The organism is Mucilaginibacter roseus (assembly GCF_021215455.1).
Classification (GTDB): Bacteria; Bacteroidota; Bacteroidia; order Sphingobacteriales; family Sphingobacteriaceae; genus Mucilaginibacter; species Mucilaginibacter roseus.
In genome coordinates this window covers 407,396-425,216 of sequence record NZ_JAJPWV010000003.1, presented here as the reverse complement: position 1 = coordinate 425,216, position 17,821 = coordinate 407,396, and the positions used below count along the sequence as shown (strand labels likewise).

Below are 17,821 nucleotides of genomic sequence, written 5' to 3'. Positions count from 1 at the left end.
AATTGGGGAATTCCCCAGTTGCCATGCCAATATCTTCCCCAATGGGGAATTTTTTACCGAAATAGAACGCATGTTTAAACAACTATGCGGAATAATTAGCTATAAATCAGGTGAATTTTAAAATTGGAACTCGAATTGCCTAAGTGTTCACATCAACACTAATTAATTTAAAAAATGAAAAAGATTTACACCTTTTTGCTTTTAGGCACTTTAGCCGGTATGGCATCTTGTAAAAAAGACGGCGTAACCGAACCAACCCCTGTTACAAATAACGGCAGCAAAATAGCTCCTGAAGGCTTCAACTTTAGCACTACTAAAGACGTCGCAGTAAACATCAGTTTACGCGCTAATAATAACGAGCCGCTATCAGGCGTAGTGGTTAGCGTTTTCAACCCATCAAATACTGAATCCCCAATTTTCAAAGCAGTTACCGACCACAACGGTAATATCAATGCTAAAGTTACTGTTCCAACATCGGCAACACAATTGGTTATTGATCCTGCGTACGTAGGTTTAATCCGTAATGCAACAGCAAACATTAACGGCAACGCTACATCGGTAGTTATTGGCGGCGAAGAAGGCTTTGGCGGCGATGTAGTAGCAGCCGGCTTCGTCAAAAGCAAGGTGAACAACTCAATATCTACGTTTGCAACAAGCACTATTGCTTTTGCTTACCCATCTCCATATAATAACTCAACAGATGCTGTAGTTAATACTTCAAAATACCCGGCAAACCTGGGCCGTCCAAAATATCTTGAAGCTACTGGCGATGTAATTGACGCATCATTATTAAAGTTTGTTAACGCATCATTGCCTGAAAATGTTCCGTTATCAACTTCACATCCGGAGTATCTTTCAAGCAATGCTACAACAGTTATCAAGGTTACTGCTGAATCTGATGTTTGGATCACATTCGTGTCAGAAGGCGCGGGCTTTTTGAATACGCTGGCTTATTACACTTATAAAACCGGTACAACGCCTACATCAAGCAGCATTACCAACGCTACTATCGTGTTCCCTAACTCATCGGCATATGGTTCAGCAGGCGGCTTAAACGCGGGCGACAAAGTAAAGATCGGCCGTTTCCCTGCCGGTACATCAATTGGTTTTGTGTTATTGCAAAACGCTTGGACAGGCTCAGGCATTTCAACCACCGCGACAAAATACTTTTCAAACGATGCCCTTAACCCTGAAAGTAGTGCAAGCCAGAAACGCCATTCAGTGTTATTGTACGATGATGTACATAAGTTATTCCTGATAGGCTTTGAGGATCTTCCGCGCGACCGTGATTCAGATAATGACTTTAATGACCTGGTATTCTACGCAAGCTCAAACCCTGTAACTGCAATATCAAACGAAGGTGTGGCACCGATAGATAACGGTGGCGACTCTGACGGTGACGGTGTACTTGACGAACTTGACGCTTACCCTGATGATGCTACTAAAGCTTATAATAGCTACTACCCATCGGCTTCAACTTATTCACAAGTAGCGTTTGAAGATAACTGGCCTCAAAAAGGTGACTATGATATGAATGACCTTGTGGTTAACTACCGTTACAAATTTGTTTTGAATGCTAAAAATGAGGTTGTGAATATGGAAGGTACCTTTAACGCGATGGCTGCCGGTGCATCTTTCAAAAATGGCTTTGGCGTACAGTTGCCGGTAGCTGCCTCAACGGTATCATCAGTAAGCGGTCAGCAAATTGCGAGCAACTACATCCAGTTCGCGTCAAACGGTGTTGAAGCCGGTCAAACCAAAGCGGTTATTATACCTTTTGATAACCACGACGCGGTAATCAAAAATGCCGATAACTCGTTCTTCATCAATACACTAAACTCGAAGAATAAGGTAACCGGTAACACTGTAACGGTAAACATTAACTTTGCTTCGCCGGTAGCTCAGGCTAACTTGTTGCCATCAGCATTCAACCCGTTCCTGATCAGCAACCTGCGCCGCGGCTACGAAATTCACCTGCCAGGTTATGCTCCAACCGATAAAGCTGATGCAAAATTGTTCGGCACAAGTGACGACGCTTCAAAAGCTTCAACAGGTAAATATTATTTATCAACCGAGAACTGGCCATGGGCTATCAGCTACAATACTGCTATAGCTTACCCAATTGAAGAAGCAAACATCACCAAAGCATACCTGCACTTTGCAGAGTGGGCTGCAAGCGGTGGCACATCATTTACCGACTGGTACAGCAACAGCGCAGTTGGCTATAAAAACACTGCTTTGATTTATACAAAGTAATATAGAGCGATTAGTGATTTGTGAGAAATGCATTGCCCAAAAGGCAGTGCATTTTTCGTTTAAAAGCAGCTTTGTTTAAAAAAAATCGTGCCTGATTTACTTTGTAGAAATAAATCTCGATTTTGTAGAAATTTTTACTCAATTTGAGTAAATAAAATTTCGGCATTGTGGTGTTTATAAGTATAAAAGTCGTTTTGGTGAAGTGTTTGCCACTTTTCAAATACAGACATCTATACTTATAACGACTATGAAAAAACTATTTACTCTGCTACTTGCAGGGGGTGTGGCAGGTATGGTATCCTGCAAAAAGGACTCATTTAAAGAGGGCCAGAATGCCTCAGATACACCGGGTGCTAAAGCAGCAGCCGGGTTCAATTACCAAACATCAAAAAATATCAACGTTAACATCAGCCTGCTTACCAATACTGACGAAGCTGTTGCCGGCGCCAAGGTTAAACTGTACGAAACGGTGGGTGACTCAACAGTGGCTATTTACACCGGTATTACCGACAACGCCGGTAAATTACAAGCTAAGGTTAACGTTGCGGCAGCAACTACCCAACTTATTGTTGACCCGGAGTACGTAGGTTTACAACACAATGTGTTAGCTAAAATAAGCGGCACCAATGCCAATATCGTAATTGGTGGTAAAGCTGGTTTTGGTGGCGATGTTGTTGCCGAAAAGGTTAACTACAGCAACCGCAAAGTATTTGCTTTAGGCGCGAGGGTAACTAACACGCAGTTTGTTTACCCGGCTCCTTATACTTCAGCTAATGATGGTATTTATAACGATAACAATTATCCGCTGTACCTGGGTGTGCCTAAAAACCTGGACCCTGAGCGTGAGGTGGTGAGCGCTAAAATGCTTAAGTACGTAAACAATTCACTGCCTGAATATCAAAACGTAGCCAAGCATCATCCGGAATATTTACAAAGCAGCGCGCCATCAGTTATCAGAGTAACCAAAAAAACTGATGTTACCATAACCTTTGTTGCCGAGGGAGCATCATACCAAAATACATTGGCTTATTATACCTACCCAACATCAAACCCGCCAAAAACGGCTAATGATATGGCTAAAGCAACATTCATATTTCCTAATGCATCAGCAGCGGGTACAGGTGGCGCTTTAATGCCGGGCCACAAAATAAAGCTGGGAACTTTTGAAGCCGGTACCTCGATTGGTTTTATCGTGCTGCGCAACTCGTGGACAGGCAGTAACATACAAACCGAGGTGGAAAGATTTTACTCGCACGATGCCTTTAACGGCGAAACAAACGCCAACTTAAAAAGGCATAACGTTGTGCTGCGCGATGAGGAGAACGACAACTTCATTATCGGTTTTGAAGATATTAATCGCATGGAAGCCGATTGCGATAACGACTTTAACGACATTGTATTTTATGCCCGCTCAAGCGTAGCTGATGGTATTGATGATAGCAACGTTCCGCCGGTTGATCAGAACAATGACTCAGATGGCGACGGCGTGCCGGATGATAAAGACGAGTACCCGAACGATCCGGATCGTGCGTATAACGATTATTACCCAACTGATACCAAGTTCGCGCAATTTGGCTTTGAAGATAACTGGCCGGTAAAAGGTGATTATGATATGAATGACCTGGTGATCAACTACCGTTACAAATTTGTGCTGAACGCGCAAAATAAGGTGGTTGACCTGGTAACTACATTCATTCCGCTTGCAGCAGGTTCATCATTTAAAAATGGTTTTGGTATGCAATTACCGGTTAGTGCATCAAAAGTTAAATCGGTATCAGGCCAAATCATTACCAGCAACTACATAAGCTTTGCAAGCAATGGTGTTGAGGCTGGCCAGGCTAACGCGGTAATCATTCCGTTTGACCACCAGGATGCGGTGTTGAAATATCCGGATATGTCATACTTCGTAAACACCGAGCCTGATAAAGCCAAGGTTAACGGTAAAAATATAAACGTAACCCTGAACTTTACCAGTCCGCTTGATCGCAGTGAGTTGAGTGTTAGTGAATTCAATCCGTTCCTGATTGCTAATTTGAAACGTGGTGTTGAAGTGCACTTGCCGGGTTATAAACCAACTGATAAGGCTGACAAATCTTTGTTCGGTACAAATGATGATGACTCTAAACCGGGCGAAAACCGTTACTATCTGTCGGCTAATAATTTACCATGGGCCATTAGCTACAAATATTCAACACGTTACGCTATTGAGCGTACAGATATTCGCGACGCATATAACCACTTTGCCGAGTGGGCAGCATCAGGCGGTACTTTATACCCAGACTGGTATGCACACTGGAAACCAGGTTATGCAAACCGTTCGCTACTATACCTAAAATAGTCGATTAAACATTTCATATCCACCAGCGTTGCCTCGTAAAGGGGCAGCGCTTTTTTTATGCCCTGAAGAAGAATTATATTTAGAGCCAATCTATCCAATATGTTTACCGGCCTTGTAAAACACATCAGTAAATATGTAAGCCTCACTGCCGAAGAAGAGCTTATTGTTGCGGAGTATTTCAGGCCCGAAACGGTAAATAAAAAGCAATACCTGCTATCCGAAGGTGAAATATGTTCAACACAATATTTTGTAACACAAGGTTGCCTGCGCATGTATTTTATAAAAGATAATGGCAGCGAGCATATTGTGCAATTCGGTATAGACAACTGGTGGCTGGCTGATTATATGAGCATTGATACCCGGCAACCATCCGGGTTTTATATACAAGCGGTTGAAAAATCTGAGTTACTTACCTTAAGCGTCGCCAACCAGGAGAAGCTGCTGGAGCGTTTACCTAAGTTGGAGCGATATTTTATGCGCGTAATGCAAAAGGGGTTTGGCGCTTTCCAGATGCGGATACGCTATTTGTTTGACATGACGAGCGAGGAGCAATATAACTTATTTGTTGATCGCTTTCCGGGCTTTGTGCAGCGCGTGCCGCAATATATGCTGGCATCGTACCTGGGTGTAACCCCGGAATTTTTGAGTAAGATACGCGGAAAGAAACGATAAAGGCCTGCTGTTTTGCTTGTTGTATAAAATGCATTATCTTTGCATCATCATGGAAATTACTACCGTATTTGCTTAATGCTTTGGTTCCCAGGTAAAGCTATTCCCAAATAGCCGGACCGGAGCATGTTAATTAATCTTTCTTTTTAATACTTGATCAATATTGCCGGGTTTATCCGCAATAGGCGTGTATATGTTATTTTGGCATGTGCATGGGTTAAATAATGCCTTTTAGTAACTTGGCATTTTGATTGTAATCATTTTACTGAATGAAACAAAAATTTTATGATACTGCTGTGAAGCAGGAAAAAGCGGTTTTAGTAGGTGTAATTACTGCCGACGAAACCGAGGAAATGGAAAAGGAGTACCTGGAAGAGCTGGAGTTTTTGGTGGAAACCGCCGGTGGAAAAACCGTTAAGCATTTTACCCAAAAGCTAAGCCGTCCGGAACGTGCTACCTATGTAGGTACCGGTAAGCTTGAAGAAATAAAAGAATATGTAATTGCCGAGGAGATTGACATAGTGGTGTTCGATGACGAACTGTCGCCGTCGCAATTGCGTAATATCGAGAATGAGCTGAAGGTTAAGATACTCGATCGTAACAACCTTATTTTGGATATATTCGCCGGCCGTGCACAAACCGCTCAGGCTAAAACGCAGGTTGAGCTGGCGCAGTTGCAATACCTGTTGCCACGCCTTACCCGTATGTGGACACACTTAGAGCGCCAAAAGGGTGGTATCGGTATGCGTGGTCCGGGTGAATCTCAAATTGAGACTGACCGCCGTTTGATTTTAAATAAGTTATCTTTACTAAAGGATAAACTTAAACAGATAGACCGCCAGAACGAAACGCAGCGCAAAAACCGGCATCAACTGGTGCGCGCGGCTTTGGTGGGCTATACTAACGTGGGTAAATCAACCATCATGAACATGCTATCCAAGTCGGAAGTATTTGCGGAGAACAAGCTTTTTGCTACGCTTGATACTACTGTACGTAAGGTGGTGATTGAGAATGCTCCCTTTTTACTGTCAGACACGGTTGGGTTTATCCGCAAGTTGCCTCACCATTTGGTAGAGTGCTTTAAATCGACGCTGGATGAGGTGCGCGAAGCGGATATATTAATCCATGTGGTTGATATTTCGCACCCCAATTTTGAGGATCAGATACGCACCGTAAATGAAACCTTGAAGGAACTGGGCGCAGTTGATAAAGAGAACATAACCGTGTTTAATAAAATTGACGCGTATCAACCCACAGAGATATTTGAAGGGGAGGAGTTAAAACCATTAACGCTTGAAGATTTTAGGCACAGTTGGATGGCTCGCCACAATAGTCCGGCTATATTTATCTCAGCCGCCAAGCGCGAGAATATTGACGAATTCAGGCAGTTATTGTATGATAAGGTGAAAGCCATACATACCGCCAGGTATCCTTACGATCATTTGTTGTATTAACCGGATGGTCGATAAAAAAAGGCGCTGCTTTATAGAGCAGCGCCTTTTTTTATCACATCGACGCGGTTAGCGGCGGCAAATTGCTGACCTTCTTTTGCAGGTACCTGTTCCAGACCAGTTGTTGTTCCCTGTTTTGCATGTGGTTGGTTTCGCGCTCGTAGTCAGCATTCATCTGCTGGTATTTGGCATCTATACGGTTAAAAATATCAGCAATTACCATACTGTAATCACGGCCGAATTGGGTTCGGTTAAAAGCTCTTAATACTTCCTGCTGTTGCAGGTAAGCAATATCGTAATGCCCTTGTTCGTGCCTCAATATCTCGGCCAGCATCTCCGGGTTCTTTACGCGGCTGCGGTCAAGCCAAGATTTATCCTTATTCATCAACAGGCTTACCTCAAAGTCTATCCTGAAAACGCCGCGTATACGTTTTACGCTGTAATTGTAGCTAATGCTGCAATTAGTATAGGCTACCGCGGCAAAATTACTACGCCGTGGCAAACCCTGAAAATCATTTACAGTAAGTGTTTTATAGCCCTGCTGCGCAAAGCTGCTGCCGGCTGTACACACCACAATCAACAGCAAAGCCTTCCAAAATTTTAATGCCATACAGCCAAAAAGTTTTACTTTTTGACCTTGTCATCCTTTAAAAGGTTTAAGCCCATTGTTTCTTTCATGGTGCGCTGCATACCATCTACAGATCCATCAAGGAATATTACGTTGCCGGATGAGTTCTCTGCAAAGTGTTTGATGGACTCTGTCCACATGGTAAACAGGATCACCGAGGTATCCATATCGGCTTCCTGCATTTCTTTGGCAGCTACCGTCATACCCTTGGCAACTTCTTCGCGGAAGAGCGCTATACCTTGTCCGCGTAATTGAGCGGCCTGGCGCTCCGCTTCGGCGGATATTTTGATGGCATTGCCTTCTGCCTCGGCAGCCTTTGTTTTGGTGATTAATAGTGCTTGTCCTTCATTCTCAGCGGCAGCCTTCAGATTATTTGATGCCACTACCTGGCTCATTGATTTCATGATGATATCGTCGAATGTGATGTCATTCAACTGCAAATCCTGTAAATGATAGCCCCAGCTTTCGAGAATGTTGTCTAACTGTTCTTTTACATGTTCCACAATATCACGGCGGAGTATCAGCACGTCGGCCTGGCGTTTGGTAGCTACAAACGCGCGGATAGAACCTTCAACGGTGCGTACCAGCGCCTGCATCAGGTTACGCTCATCCACAAACTTAAAGGCAACGTTCTTAATGGTTTCTTCCTGCTGGTCGAGCACCGAGTAAAGCAGCATGGCTTTGAAATACACATTCGCCTGATCGTAAGTCACCGCCTGAAACTCCAGTTCAACCGACCTGTTTTGAATAGAGATGCGGGAGTAAATCAGCTCAATAAGCGGTATCTTAAAATTCAGGCCCGGCGTAAGTATGCGGCGGTATTTGCCGAACACGGTAACCACAGCTATAGTGCCCTGTTTTACGGTCACAAATGAACTGAACAGTATAATTAAAAGTAATACGCTTACAATGGTAATAGGGATAGAAACGTCCATAACTGATATTTAAAGGTTTAATAAAGATAGAATTAATTATTGGTGTGCAATTTGTTTTGCATTTGCAAAACACTAAATAACTATGAACTTAAAACGCACCTTCGGAACAATACTTACCATTTTAGGTATAGTGGGTTTAATTTACACCGGCGTTGGTATTATACAAAAAAGCGCCGAAATGACTACGCTTGTTGTAGTTGGCGTTATAGCCATCATGTTTTTTTTTACAGGCATTGGCCTTGTACGCAACACGGCCGACAAAGCGGTTTAATAACTTGCCGACAATAAGCCATCATTGCTAATAACCAGCGGTGATTCCGGAAAGTCGGCAGCGTTAAGCGACTTGATCTTTTTAATAACACGATTACCGGTATCAATTTCAATACCTCTCGGATATGTTTGCCGGGTAGCTATAATGCGCCCGGCAGCAAACTCCCCTTTTTTATTGATGGTAAGTTTAAGCAAGGGTGCAAGGCCGCATACTCCGCTGGTGTTAACACCTTTATAAGTGCAAAAATTCCCTAAGCTGTAAGCAATAAACCTCTTTTTATAAAGCTCCATACCGCGTGTAAGGTGCGGGCCATGGCCTAATACTACGTCTGCCCCGGCATCAATTGCATTGTGCGCAAAAGCATAAACGTTACCGCGGTTTTCGCCTTTGTAGCTCTCTATAGCACGGGTTACATGCTCAAAACCTGTACCCTCGCCGCCTCCATGAAATGATACGATAACAATGTCACTTTGCTGCTTTAATTCCTGGATAATATTTGCAGCATTTTTCAAGTCGAGCAACGTTACGGTTTGACTATTGGGTGAAAACGCGCAGAAACCCACCTTTATATCCTTTACTTTTATAATGGCGGTTGGTTTACTGCGTAGGCCGGCATAAGCAATTTGCAGCGAGTCGAGGATGCGCATGGTGGATTTTCGCCCGGCTAAACCAAAGTCGTTTGAGTGGTTGTTTCCCAGGCTGATCAGGTCAAACCCGGCATCCTTTATCAAGCCACCATATGACTGCGGCATCCTGAAAAGATAAGCTTTGCTGCGTTGCCTCAACTTAAATTCAGCCGCTGCACCTGTATCCAGCAAAACACCTTCCAGATTTCCGAAAGTTATATCCGCATTACGCAGATGACTAAGCACAGGTTTAAAACTTCGCTTCCCGCTATCGGGCGGCAGGTTAGAGCGGCTTGGGTAAGAGGTGCCCAGCATCATGTCGCCTACGGCAGCAATGCTTATAGTATCACCGGTTAGCGGGGATTGTTGTGAAGCGCTATTGGTAGCGGCTTCTGTTTGCTTAATGGATGGTTGTTTGTTTCCGGGCTTACAAGCCTCAAACATCGAAATAATAAACAGTAAAAGGTAAAGGTAACGGCGCATGGGCAAAAAAAAATCCTTCCGTAATTACGGAAGGATTGGGCATTTAGTATAAATAAGTTTTTAATTAGTTTCTTCTTCTAACGGAATTTCCAATTCTTCCTGGTATTGTGCGGTTAAACGGCCGCCTTTATAAAAATAACGGCTGTAGTAACGGTCTTCAAGGTTTGAGATAGCTACACCCCTTGATGATGCGTGTGCAAAACGGCCACCACCCAAATAAACACCTACGTGTGAAATGCGGCGGCTGCGTATTTTAAAGAAAACCAAATCGCCTTCTTTTAACTCGTTACGACGAACAGGGCTAACCATGCTGAAAATATCGCGTGAGTTGCGTTTGATGGTTAGGTTGAATACTTTGCTATAAATTTCTTTAGTGAAGCCTGAGCAATCAATGCCTTTGCGGCTGCTGCCACCAAAACGGTAAGGAGTGCCTATCCAATCATGTACTGCTTCAAAAAGTTTAAGATTTGAGGTTGCGTTAAGGGCAACACCCATAATTTGCGAAAGATATGTTTTGGCTAAGCTTTCCTGGTCGTCACCGGTGTTTTCTGTGTTAGCAGTGGTGTTGCTTTTTGTTTGAGCCTGAACGCTAACTGCACTGATGAACAAAGCGATAGCAATAGTAATTTTCTTCATTTAATCTCTTTAGTTTGTTGATAGGGGTACAACAAAATGTTTATTAAATTATACAACAATGTCTATTGTTAACTACAAATCTATCCATTCAGTTTATAATTACAAATAAATGATACATTTTTTTGTAAAAAACAATCGCCCAGATTGTTTCGATTATAAAAATGAAGTATAAAAAATGAAGTTTTTACAGGCTGTACAGCGCTAATAAACAAATATTTACGCGTTTTACGCAAACTCGCAAATAAAGTTTCAGTCAAAGAAAATAAATTTCAAATAAATTAAAGCGCTTAAATCTCGTTTAGTTCCCGCGACAGCTTTTCTTCGTTAAGGTTTCGCATGATTTTTGTAAAGCCGCGGTGCTGTTCTTCCTCGTCATGCAGCGGAAACACCAAGCCGGTACCCCAGAATTTCGATCCGTCCTTACGTACGTGGTAGCGCTCGTCAATAGCACGGCCATTTTCTATTGCGGTAGTCAATTCCCTGGCAGGTACATCGCGCGATACATCTTCTGTAGTGAAAAATATGCTGGCGCTTGAGCCTAAAACTTCGTTCTCCGCATACCCTAATACTTTTTGCGCGCCATTATTCCAGCTGTTAACATTGCCGCGTGTATCGGTAGTAAACACTGCGTAATCATCCAGACTATCAAGTACCTGTCTGAAAAAGCTTTCACTCATCCTGAAGTAGCTGTCGTTATAGGGTGCTTCGGGAGTGCTCCCGGCAGTGGTCAGGCTTTCCTCGTATTCTACCAGTACAGTTACGCCGGTATTTCCGCAGCACATCTGCAAGGGTTCCTGGGTGATGCGGTAGTAGGTTTGATAGCCATCGGGTAATTGCTGTACCAATGGTTGTGTTTTTACAGGCTTTAAAATGATCTGTTCTTTTTCATCATGCTCAAAAACTTCACTTGCCAGCATATAGATAAATCCTTTTTCTATAAGGTCGCCAAGTAGCTGTGGTGTAAGGGCTATCTTCATGGTATGCGTTTTACAATTTGGGTAACTGTAACACGTATAACCGTTTAAAGTAATTAATGTTTAGATAGGTGTAATTTGATTAACTAAAAATTAACGCCCAGTAGTTTTAAAACGCTGCTAAATTCAGGACTGATAGTCGCGTTTATTTGTACTGCATACCCGGTTACTGGGTGAATGAATGACAGGCTTGAGGCATGCAGAAACATGGTTTCAATCTCCCAGCGTTCTTTAAACAGCTTGTTTTGCTTATTGCAGCCGTGGGTGCGGTCGCCTATAATTGGATGCAAAATATGCGCCATGTGCTTGCGTATCTGGTGCATACGCCCGGTGCGAGGCTTAACCTCAATCAATGAATAGCGTGATGTAGGGTGCTTACCCAACGGTACATCAATCTCGGCACGTTGCAGGGTTTTGTAGGCGGTAAATGCATCCTGTAAAGTGCCGTTCTCTTTTCGCAACGGGTAATCTATCTCGCCTTCATCAGGGGCGTACCCGCGTACCAATGCCAGGTAGATTTTGCTGATCCGGTTCTCGGCAAATAACTTTTGCATGGCTATTTCGGTATCCTTGTCAAAAGCGAATAGCAGCAGGCCAGCGGTCTTACGATCGATACGATGAACGGGATAAACTTTTTTATTAAGCTGATCTCGGAGAAGCTGTAACGCGAATTCGCTGGCATCATTGGCTATTGATGAGCGGTGTACCAGCAAACCGTGCGGTTTATTGATGGCCACGAGGAAATCATCCTGATAAACTATTTCGAGCATTGGCGGCAAAGGTATAACATCTGCGCTAAACCTTAATTGGCATCATGGCCGGGAACGTAGCTATACACTACCTGGTAAGCTTGTTTTTTTAATTTGGATGATAGCTGCCCGATTTTGAGGTCTTCGGGCTGCAGGGTAGGCTCACATACAGAGTAGGCTCTACCTTGATAAATTACAGGCTTGCCTATTGGCTTATCAAACTGCACGGCTATGGTAATATGCGTAGGGTACAGCATGGCTATCATCGGCAGATCATATATCTCCTTAACCAGGTAGAAGAACAGCGCGGCACGGTCATCGCAATCACTATACTCAGAGAACAGGGTTTCCTCCGGAGACATGCGTTTTTCCTTGCCAAAGTTTTGCTCATCGTCCTCATACAAGAAAGCGTAGCGGGTAAAACGCATCAGGTAATCAATGCCTTTTTTTTGCGGCATGCCTTCTAAATTTTTGCGCAAGGCAGGTATCAGCGAGCCGTAAGTTTCCTTACTAAGCGGAATATTAAAGTAGTAGCTGAAATCAACACCAGGGTAGTTGGCAAATATGCCTTTCACCTCATTGTTAAGCTTTACATTAAAGTGGTACATGGTGTTGCCATATTTAAACTGAAGCTGTTTTTCGATATAGCTTTCGGGTTTAAAATCGGGCAAACGGGTTATCAGGTAAGAAAAAGCATGGGTAGCACCCGGAACATTTACCGGAACGGGCAGCGGCGGATCCTGATGCAGGTCGGCATGCGCATAGTCATGATAATTTAGGCACATGTATTTTTTGCCATCAACCATAAAAAACGGAATGTCGGCTATATCCTCGTTATTATAAACGTAAAATATTACCCGGTTTTCGGGGGTTATAGCCAGCCTCGCGTCAAACCCGGAATTGCTGAGCAGATACCATTTATAAAGCGTATAGCGGCTGTAGTTGGCATTTTTAGGGCTTAACTGCTGGGCGGTTTTGCGTACCAACTGATAGTACAGCCAATCGTTAAGTTTGTATTTTGCGCGGTAGGCCTGCATGGCAGCAAGCAAAGGCTTATAGTTAATTGCGTTGATGCCCGTATAAAACTCCTTTATATTTTTCGGGGTGATATGTTGCGGTATGGTGGCGTTGAGCGATGTGTCAGCCTCGGCACAAAAGGTGTTGCCATAAAAATCAAAGCAAAAAGAAGCCTGTTTGCCCTGGCCGTAAGCCGCAACTGAAAAAAATAAAGCCGACAATAAAACAAGTAATCTCATCGCAACACCTCCTTTCGCCTGGTTTGAGATTTATAAATGGTAGATTAAATCTAATAAGTTTTTGTTTGAAAAACAATATCTATTTATAAGTACAATCAACACGCGTTTTTGATTTTTGTATATTTACGCTCTCATGAAACCCCTATTACTTAAACTATCACGCACCGTGGTGGCCTTATTTACTATAGCCACCGTTACCCAAAGCTGCAAACATCAAAAGCCGGGATTTTGGAAAGACGATAAAATTAACATTGACGAACGCCAGCACTTTCACGAATTAAATACCGACCTGATAAAGGCCATGCGAACCGATGACAAACAAACACTGGAGAACATGCTCTCAAAGGAATTGCTTGACGATCCGGCTACAAAAAGGGAGATAGAGTTAGTGGCTAACCGGTTAAAGGCGGATAGTAGTTACTCCGTAATGAACGAGTACTATGTTGTTAACAAGTATAATGACCGTGATACCATTTTGGCCAGTAACAATGGCCTGGATGCATATCAACTGATATACCCTGCTTTTGCAGAGGAGATGTACCTTGCTTTTTTAACGCCAAAGAAAGGGCCTAACAAGGAGATGATTACCATTATGTACGCTAATTATAACTATGGCTGGCGTTTGTGTAAAATAGATGTAGGGCCGTATACCATCAATAATAAAACCGCATCGCAGCTTTATAGTTACGCTAAGCAAAGCTATGCCCAAGGGCAGGTTGTAGAGGCGTTAAATACGCTGGCGCTTACCATGAGCTGCCTGCATCCAAGCGGAGTATGGCAATATACTTTTGAGCAACCTATGGCAGAAATATATGCTACCGTAGGTGCTGACGCGAATAAACTTTATCCTTTCCCTTATACCATTAAAGGTGTCGCTACCAATCCCAGGATTTTTGGTGTGTTTAATAAGACTACTCCTGAGGGTAGTTTTCCTCAAATTTGCTATCAATCTAAAATCGACTTAAAGGATACTGCTGCTTTAAAGGCTGAGAACCTGGCCATACGCAAAGCCTTACCTGCTATTATGCCGGGGGTTGACCAAAATAAAGCCTATGTTTATTATTCGGCCTATAATGAGCGGCCAAGCGTGACAAAGCAGGTTAGGTTTTTTGAGATGGCGCATAAGCTTAAGTAGTGATGATGAAAAAGCTATTGTTATCTATCGGCTTGTTAACGGCAATAACCACAGCAAATGCACAGAGCTTTAAAGAGCAGATTGCAGCTCACCGGCAAAAGTACAAGGATGATTTTTTGGCCGAACAACGCTCTCCGTTAAAGGCGGAAGATTTACCCAACCTGCGCTTTTTTGATGCGGACAGCACCTATAGTATTGTTGCTAAAGTTGAACTGTTACAAGATCAGCCGGTGATTAAGTTGACTACATTTAATGGCAGCAGCCAGGAGTATGTGCGTTTTGCAAAACTTACATTTACGCTGAAGGGTAAGCAATTGCACTTAACCTTATTTAAAAGCCTGTCCCTTACCGCCATCCCGCAGTACAAGGATTATCTCTTTCTTCCCTTTACCGATCAAACAAACGCTGCTGAATCTTATCCCGGAGGGCGTTATATTGATATCAACGCTACTGATATTAAGAACGGCGCTTTAGCTATCGATTTTAATAAGGCCTACAACCCTTACTGTGCTTACAGCGATGGATACCGCTGCCCGGTACCGCCTATGGAAAATAAGCTGGGCATACGTGTTGAGGCCGGTGAAAAGGCGTTTGCCGGAGAAAAGAAACACTGATGATCAAAACAACCGTAACTGATCGGTATGTGGTTCAGCTTTACGCTGCGGTTCGCCAAAGTTGGAAAGAGAAATGCCCAGCAGGCGTACCTTCATATCATCAGTAGCGGCTACGGCCAGCAACTGTTTAGCGATCTGTGCGATCTCGGCAGCTATATAAACAGGAGTAATAACCGATTGGTTGCGGGTGATCTGCCTGAAATCGTGATACTTTACCTTGAGTGTTACCGTGCGGCCTTTCAGTTTATAGCGCTCCAGGCGTGTGGCTACCGTTTCGGCAATACGGTCGAGCTCAGGGTTCATTTCATCTAATTGGGTAAGGTCATAAGCAAAAGTATCTTCCGCGCCAACTGATTTGGTTTCACGGTGGGGTTGAACCGCCCGGTTATCAATTCCACGAACTATCTGGTAATAAAATCGCCCGGCCTTGCCAAAGGCTTTTACCATTTCATCTTCGCTGAGGCGTTTCAGATCTGCACCGGTATGCAGGCCCATATTTTTCATTTTGGTGGCGGTAACCTTGCCTACGCCAAAGAACCTCTCTACCGGCAGCTTTTCCATAAACGCCGCTAATTGCGAGGGGCCGATAAAGGTGAGTCCGTCGGGCTTGTTCATGTCCGACGCTATTTTAGCCACAAACTTATTAATGGATACCCCGGCCGAAGCGGTTAATTGCAGTTCGGTTTTTATGGCATCCTTAATCTGTCTGGCTATCTCAATGGCCGATCCTATTTCCAGTTTATCGGTAGTTACGTCCAGGTAGGCTTCATCCAGTGATAACGGCTCGATCAGGTCAGTATATCTGCGAAATATCTCCCTGATCTTTTGCGACACCTCTTTATATACCGCGAACCGTGGTCGCACAAAAATAGCATGAGGGCACAATTGCAGCGCCTGCTTTGATGGCATGGCCGAGCGTACGCCAAACTTACGGGCCTCATAACTCGCTGTAGCAACCACACCGCCCCGCCCTTCGGGCAGGCCGCCTACTACTAAAGCTTTGCCGCGATATTCGGGATGATCGCGCTGTTCAACCGACGCGTAAAAGGCATCCATATCAATATGGATGATCTTTCGGCGGGTATGTTGAGCGTCTTCGGGCATGGGATAAATTATTAAGCTTTTTCTTCCCAGATGGCGCATAGGTGCAGAATGGTATCAACCGCCTTTTGCATATCTTGTACCGATACCCATTCCTGCTTGCTATGGAACGCGTGTTCGCCGGCAAAAATATTAGGGCAAGGTAAACCCATAAATGACAATCTCGAACCATCTGTACCGCCGCGTATGCTGCACAATTTGGCCTCCATACCCGCACGGCGGATAGCCTCCAGTCCGTATTCTGTTATTTCGGGATGCTGATCCAGTACCACCTTCATGTTGCGGTATTGTTCGGCTATTTTAAGGGAGTAGGAGGATGCGGGGTAGTTTTCTAATACCTCATCGGTAACGCGCTTTAATGTTTCGGCATGGGCATGGAGTTTCTCCTCATCAAAATCGCGCAGTATAAATTCAATCGTCGCAGTTTCCACGTGGCCTTGTATCCCTACCGGGTGAATAAACCCTTCCATTCCTTCTGTCCCCTCCGGCGAAAGCTCAAACGGCAGGGCGGCAATAATTTCACCGGCAATTTTAATGGCGCTTTCCATTTTTCCTTTAGCAAAACCGGGGTGCGCGCTCACGCCGTTAATGGTCAGTTTGGCACCATCGGCAGAAAAGGTTTCGTTTTCGAGGTTGCCCGCGCTTTCGCCATCCATGGTATAGGCAGCATAAGCGCCTACTTTTCCAAGGTTCACCTTATCCACGCCGCGGCCAATTTCTTCGTCAGGGGTGAACAATATTTTGATGATACCGTGCTTTATCTGCGGGTTTTTCATCAACTGGAGACAGGCATCCATTATCTCGGCAACACCAGCCTTGTTGTCGGCACCCAGCAGCGTATTGCCGCTGGCCGTTATAATGTCATTGCCTAATTGGTTTTTCAGGTCAGGATGATCAGCCAGGCGGATCACCTGCGTTTCATCATCAGGCAATACAATGTCAGCACCGGTATAATTTTGATGTACTATCGGCTTTACACCTTTTCCGCTGCAGTCGGGCGCGGTATCCATGTGCGAGCAGAAGCAAATCACCGGCACATCCTTATCTGTATTTGCGGGAACGGTGGCATATACATAGCCATGTTCATCCATATGCGCATCGGCAAGGCCAATTTCAAGCAGTTCGGCAACCAGCACCCGGCCCAGATCTTTTTGCTTTTCGGTTGATGGGCTGGTCGGCGATTCCGGGTCCGACTGGGTATCGATAGTTACATAACGCAAAAAGCGTTCGGTAACGGTATAAGTGAGGGCTGACAGATTCATAGTTACAATAATAATTATCCGTTTAACAATTGAAACCTAAAAAGGTATTTTTGACAAATCGCATAAAATACCTTTTGCCATGAATATTGAAGAACTGCGCGACTACTGCCTTACCAAACCCGCTGCCGAAGAGAGTTTTCCGTTCGGTGATGACACGCTGGTATTTAAGGTCGGCGGCAAAATATTTCTGCTTGCAGGGCTTGACGGCAATAGCTTTAACGCCAAGTGTGACCCTGAGCTGGCCGTTGAACTGCGTGAGCAACACCCCGAAGTGCAGCCCGGTTACCACATGAATAAAACACACTGGAACACCGTGCAGATGGACGGCAGCCTTACCATAAAACAGCTTCACCAAATGATCGACCACTCGTATGAGCTGATACTAAAAAGCCTGCCGAAAAAACAGCAGGCCGAAATAGTTTCTGAAAAATAAGGTC

17 protein-coding genes are annotated in these 17,821 nt (G+C 44.1%); 8 read left to right on the top strand and 9 right to left on the bottom strand.

The window, feature by feature from the left end:
• Positions 1-174: 174 nt before the first annotated feature.
• From LT679_RS10955 to hflX, 4 genes are all read left to right on the top strand, one after another.
• A complete protein-coding gene (locus LT679_RS10955) occupies positions 175-2,256 on the top strand; it encodes an LruC domain-containing protein (protein WP_232177632.1) in 2,082 nt (693 codons plus the stop codon).
• Positions 2,257-2,503: 247 nt separating this feature from the next.
• The gene (locus tag LT679_RS10950) at positions 2,504-4,594 is read left to right on the top strand and encodes an LruC domain-containing protein (protein ID WP_232177631.1); all 2,091 of its coding nucleotides are present in this window, start codon (positions 2,504-2,506) and stop codon (positions 4,592-4,594) included.
• A 99-nt stretch (positions 4,595-4,693) separates the two neighbouring features.
• Positions 4,694-5,266: a Crp/Fnr family transcriptional regulator gene (locus LT679_RS10945; protein WP_232177630.1), complete on the top strand. Its 573-nt coding sequence runs from the start codon at positions 4,694-4,696 to the stop codon at positions 5,264-5,266.
• Positions 5,267-5,532: 266 nt separating this feature from the next.
• Positions 5,533-6,717, top strand: coding sequence for a GTPase HflX (gene hflX / locus LT679_RS10940; protein WP_232177629.1), 1,185 nt, complete (start codon positions 5,533-5,535; stop codon positions 6,715-6,717).
• 52 nt (positions 6,718-6,769) lie between these two features.
• Here hflX and LT679_RS10935 read toward each other — a convergent pair whose 3' ends face one another.
• On the bottom strand, positions 6,770-7,324 hold the full coding sequence (locus tag LT679_RS10935; protein WP_232177628.1) for a DUF922 domain-containing protein: 555 nt from the start codon (positions 7,322-7,324) through the stop codon (positions 6,770-6,772).
• Between the two features lie 14 nt (positions 7,325-7,338).
• The gene (locus LT679_RS10930; RefSeq protein ID WP_232177627.1) at positions 7,339-8,277 is read right to left on the bottom strand and encodes an SPFH domain-containing protein; all 939 of its coding nucleotides are present in this window, start codon (positions 8,275-8,277) and stop codon (positions 7,339-7,341) included.
• An 82-nt stretch (positions 8,278-8,359) separates the two neighbouring features.
• Between LT679_RS10930 and LT679_RS10925 the strand changes: the two genes are divergently transcribed.
• The gene (locus LT679_RS10925) at positions 8,360-8,548 is read left to right on the top strand and encodes a hypothetical protein (protein WP_232177626.1); all 189 of its coding nucleotides are present in this window, start codon (positions 8,360-8,362) and stop codon (positions 8,546-8,548) included.
• Here LT679_RS10925 and LT679_RS10920 read toward each other — a convergent pair.
• The 5 genes from LT679_RS10920 to LT679_RS10900 form a co-directional block, all read right to left on the bottom strand.
• Positions 8,545-9,657 (bottom strand): CapA family protein, encoded by a 1,113-nt coding sequence (locus LT679_RS10920; RefSeq protein WP_232177625.1) that lies wholly within the window; start codon positions 9,655-9,657, stop codon positions 8,545-8,547. The genes LT679_RS10925 and LT679_RS10920 overlap by 4 nt on opposite strands.
• A 60-nt stretch (positions 9,658-9,717) precedes the next feature.
• A complete protein-coding gene (locus LT679_RS10915) occupies positions 9,718-10,293 on the bottom strand; it encodes a C40 family peptidase (RefSeq protein ID WP_232177624.1) in 576 nt (191 codons plus the stop codon).
• 287 nt (positions 10,294-10,580) lie between these two features.
• A complete protein-coding gene (locus tag LT679_RS10910; RefSeq protein ID WP_232177623.1) occupies positions 10,581-11,270 on the bottom strand; it encodes a PAS domain-containing protein in 690 nt (229 codons plus the stop codon).
• Positions 11,271-11,353: 83 nt separating this feature from the next.
• Entirely contained in the window at positions 11,354-12,037 is a 684-nt protein-coding gene (locus LT679_RS10905; protein ID WP_232177622.1) for a pseudouridine synthase, read from the bottom strand.
• A gap of 32 nt (positions 12,038-12,069) precedes the next feature.
• Positions 12,070-13,272 carry a hypothetical protein gene (locus LT679_RS10900; protein WP_232177621.1) on the bottom strand — a complete coding sequence of 401 codons (1,203 nt, stop codon included), beginning with the start codon at positions 13,270-13,272 and terminating at the stop codon, positions 12,070-12,072.
• Positions 13,273-13,405: 133 nt separating this feature from the next.
• Here LT679_RS10900 and LT679_RS10895 point away from each other — a divergent pair, with 133 nt between their 5' ends.
• Positions 13,406-14,407, top strand: a complete 1,002-nt coding sequence (locus LT679_RS10895; RefSeq protein WP_232177620.1) for a hypothetical protein — start codon at positions 13,406-13,408, stop codon at positions 14,405-14,407.
• Positions 14,408-14,409: 2 nt separating this feature from the next.
• Complete coding sequence (locus tag LT679_RS10890) at positions 14,410-15,021, top strand: DUF1684 domain-containing protein (RefSeq protein ID WP_232177619.1); 612 nt, start codon at positions 14,410-14,412, stop codon at positions 15,019-15,021.
• Between the two features lie 3 nt (positions 15,022-15,024).
• Here the strand turns inward: LT679_RS10890 and dinB are convergent, their stop codons facing one another.
• Both dinB and pepT read right to left on the bottom strand, forming a co-directional pair.
• Positions 15,025-16,125 carry a DNA polymerase IV gene (dinB, locus tag LT679_RS10885; RefSeq protein ID WP_232177618.1) on the bottom strand — a complete coding sequence of 367 codons (1,101 nt, stop codon included), beginning with the start codon at positions 16,123-16,125 and terminating at the stop codon, positions 15,025-15,027.
• Between the two features lie 11 nt (positions 16,126-16,136).
• Complete coding sequence (pepT, locus tag LT679_RS10880) at positions 16,137-17,384, bottom strand: peptidase T (protein ID WP_232177617.1); 1,248 nt, start codon at positions 17,382-17,384, stop codon at positions 16,137-16,139.
• A 79-nt stretch (positions 17,385-17,463) separates the two neighbouring features.
• Here pepT and LT679_RS10875 point away from each other — a divergent pair, with 79 nt between their 5' ends.
• Positions 17,464-17,817 carry an MmcQ/YjbR family DNA-binding protein gene (locus LT679_RS10875; protein WP_232177616.1) on the top strand — a complete coding sequence of 118 codons (354 nt, stop codon included), beginning with the start codon at positions 17,464-17,466 and terminating at the stop codon, positions 17,815-17,817.
• Positions 17,818-17,821: the final 4 nt, after the last annotated feature.

Bases quoted from the DNA above. Each gene is read 5' to 3' on its own strand.
- LT679_RS10955 (WP_232177632.1), top strand. From the start codon at position 175: ATGAAAAAGATTTACACCTTTTTGCTTTTAGGCACTTTAGCCGGTATG.
- LT679_RS10950 (WP_232177631.1), top strand. From the start codon at position 2,504: ATGAAAAAACTATTTACTCTGCTACTTGCAGGGGGTGTGGCAGGTATG.
- LT679_RS10945 (WP_232177630.1), top strand. From the start codon at position 4,694: ATGTTTACCGGCCTTGTAAAACACATCAGTAAATATGTAAGCCTCACT.
- hflX (WP_232177629.1), top strand. From the start codon at position 5,533: ATGAAACAAAAATTTTATGATACTGCTGTGAAGCAGGAAAAAGCGGTT.
- LT679_RS10935 (WP_232177628.1), bottom strand. From the start codon at position 7,324: ATGGCATTAAAATTTTGGAAGGCTTTGCTGTTGATTGTGGTGTGTACA.
- LT679_RS10930 (WP_232177627.1), bottom strand. From the start codon at position 8,277: ATGGACGTTTCTATCCCTATTACCATTGTAAGCGTATTACTTTTAATT.
- LT679_RS10925 (WP_232177626.1), top strand. From the start codon at position 8,360: ATGAACTTAAAACGCACCTTCGGAACAATACTTACCATTTTAGGTATA.
- LT679_RS10920 (WP_232177625.1), bottom strand. From the start codon at position 9,657: ATGCGCCGTTACCTTTACCTTTTACTGTTTATTATTTCGATGTTTGAG.
- LT679_RS10915 (WP_232177624.1), bottom strand. From the start codon at position 10,293: ATGAAGAAAATTACTATTGCTATCGCTTTGTTCATCAGTGCAGTTAGC.
- LT679_RS10910 (WP_232177623.1), bottom strand. From the start codon at position 11,270: ATGAAGATAGCCCTTACACCACAGCTACTTGGCGACCTTATAGAAAAA.
- LT679_RS10905 (WP_232177622.1), bottom strand. From the start codon at position 12,037: ATGCTCGAAATAGTTTATCAGGATGATTTCCTCGTGGCCATCAATAAA.
- LT679_RS10900 (WP_232177621.1), bottom strand. From the start codon at position 13,272: ATGAGATTACTTGTTTTATTGTCGGCTTTATTTTTTTCAGTTGCGGCT.
- LT679_RS10895 (WP_232177620.1), top strand. From the start codon at position 13,406: ATGAAACCCCTATTACTTAAACTATCACGCACCGTGGTGGCCTTATTT.
- LT679_RS10890 (WP_232177619.1), top strand. From the start codon at position 14,410: ATGATGAAAAAGCTATTGTTATCTATCGGCTTGTTAACGGCAATAACC.
- dinB (WP_232177618.1), bottom strand. From the start codon at position 16,125: ATGCCCGAAGACGCTCAACATACCCGCCGAAAGATCATCCATATTGAT.
- pepT (WP_232177617.1), bottom strand. From the start codon at position 17,384: ATGAATCTGTCAGCCCTCACTTATACCGTTACCGAACGCTTTTTGCGT.
- LT679_RS10875 (WP_232177616.1), top strand. From the start codon at position 17,464: ATGAATATTGAAGAACTGCGCGACTACTGCCTTACCAAACCCGCTGCC.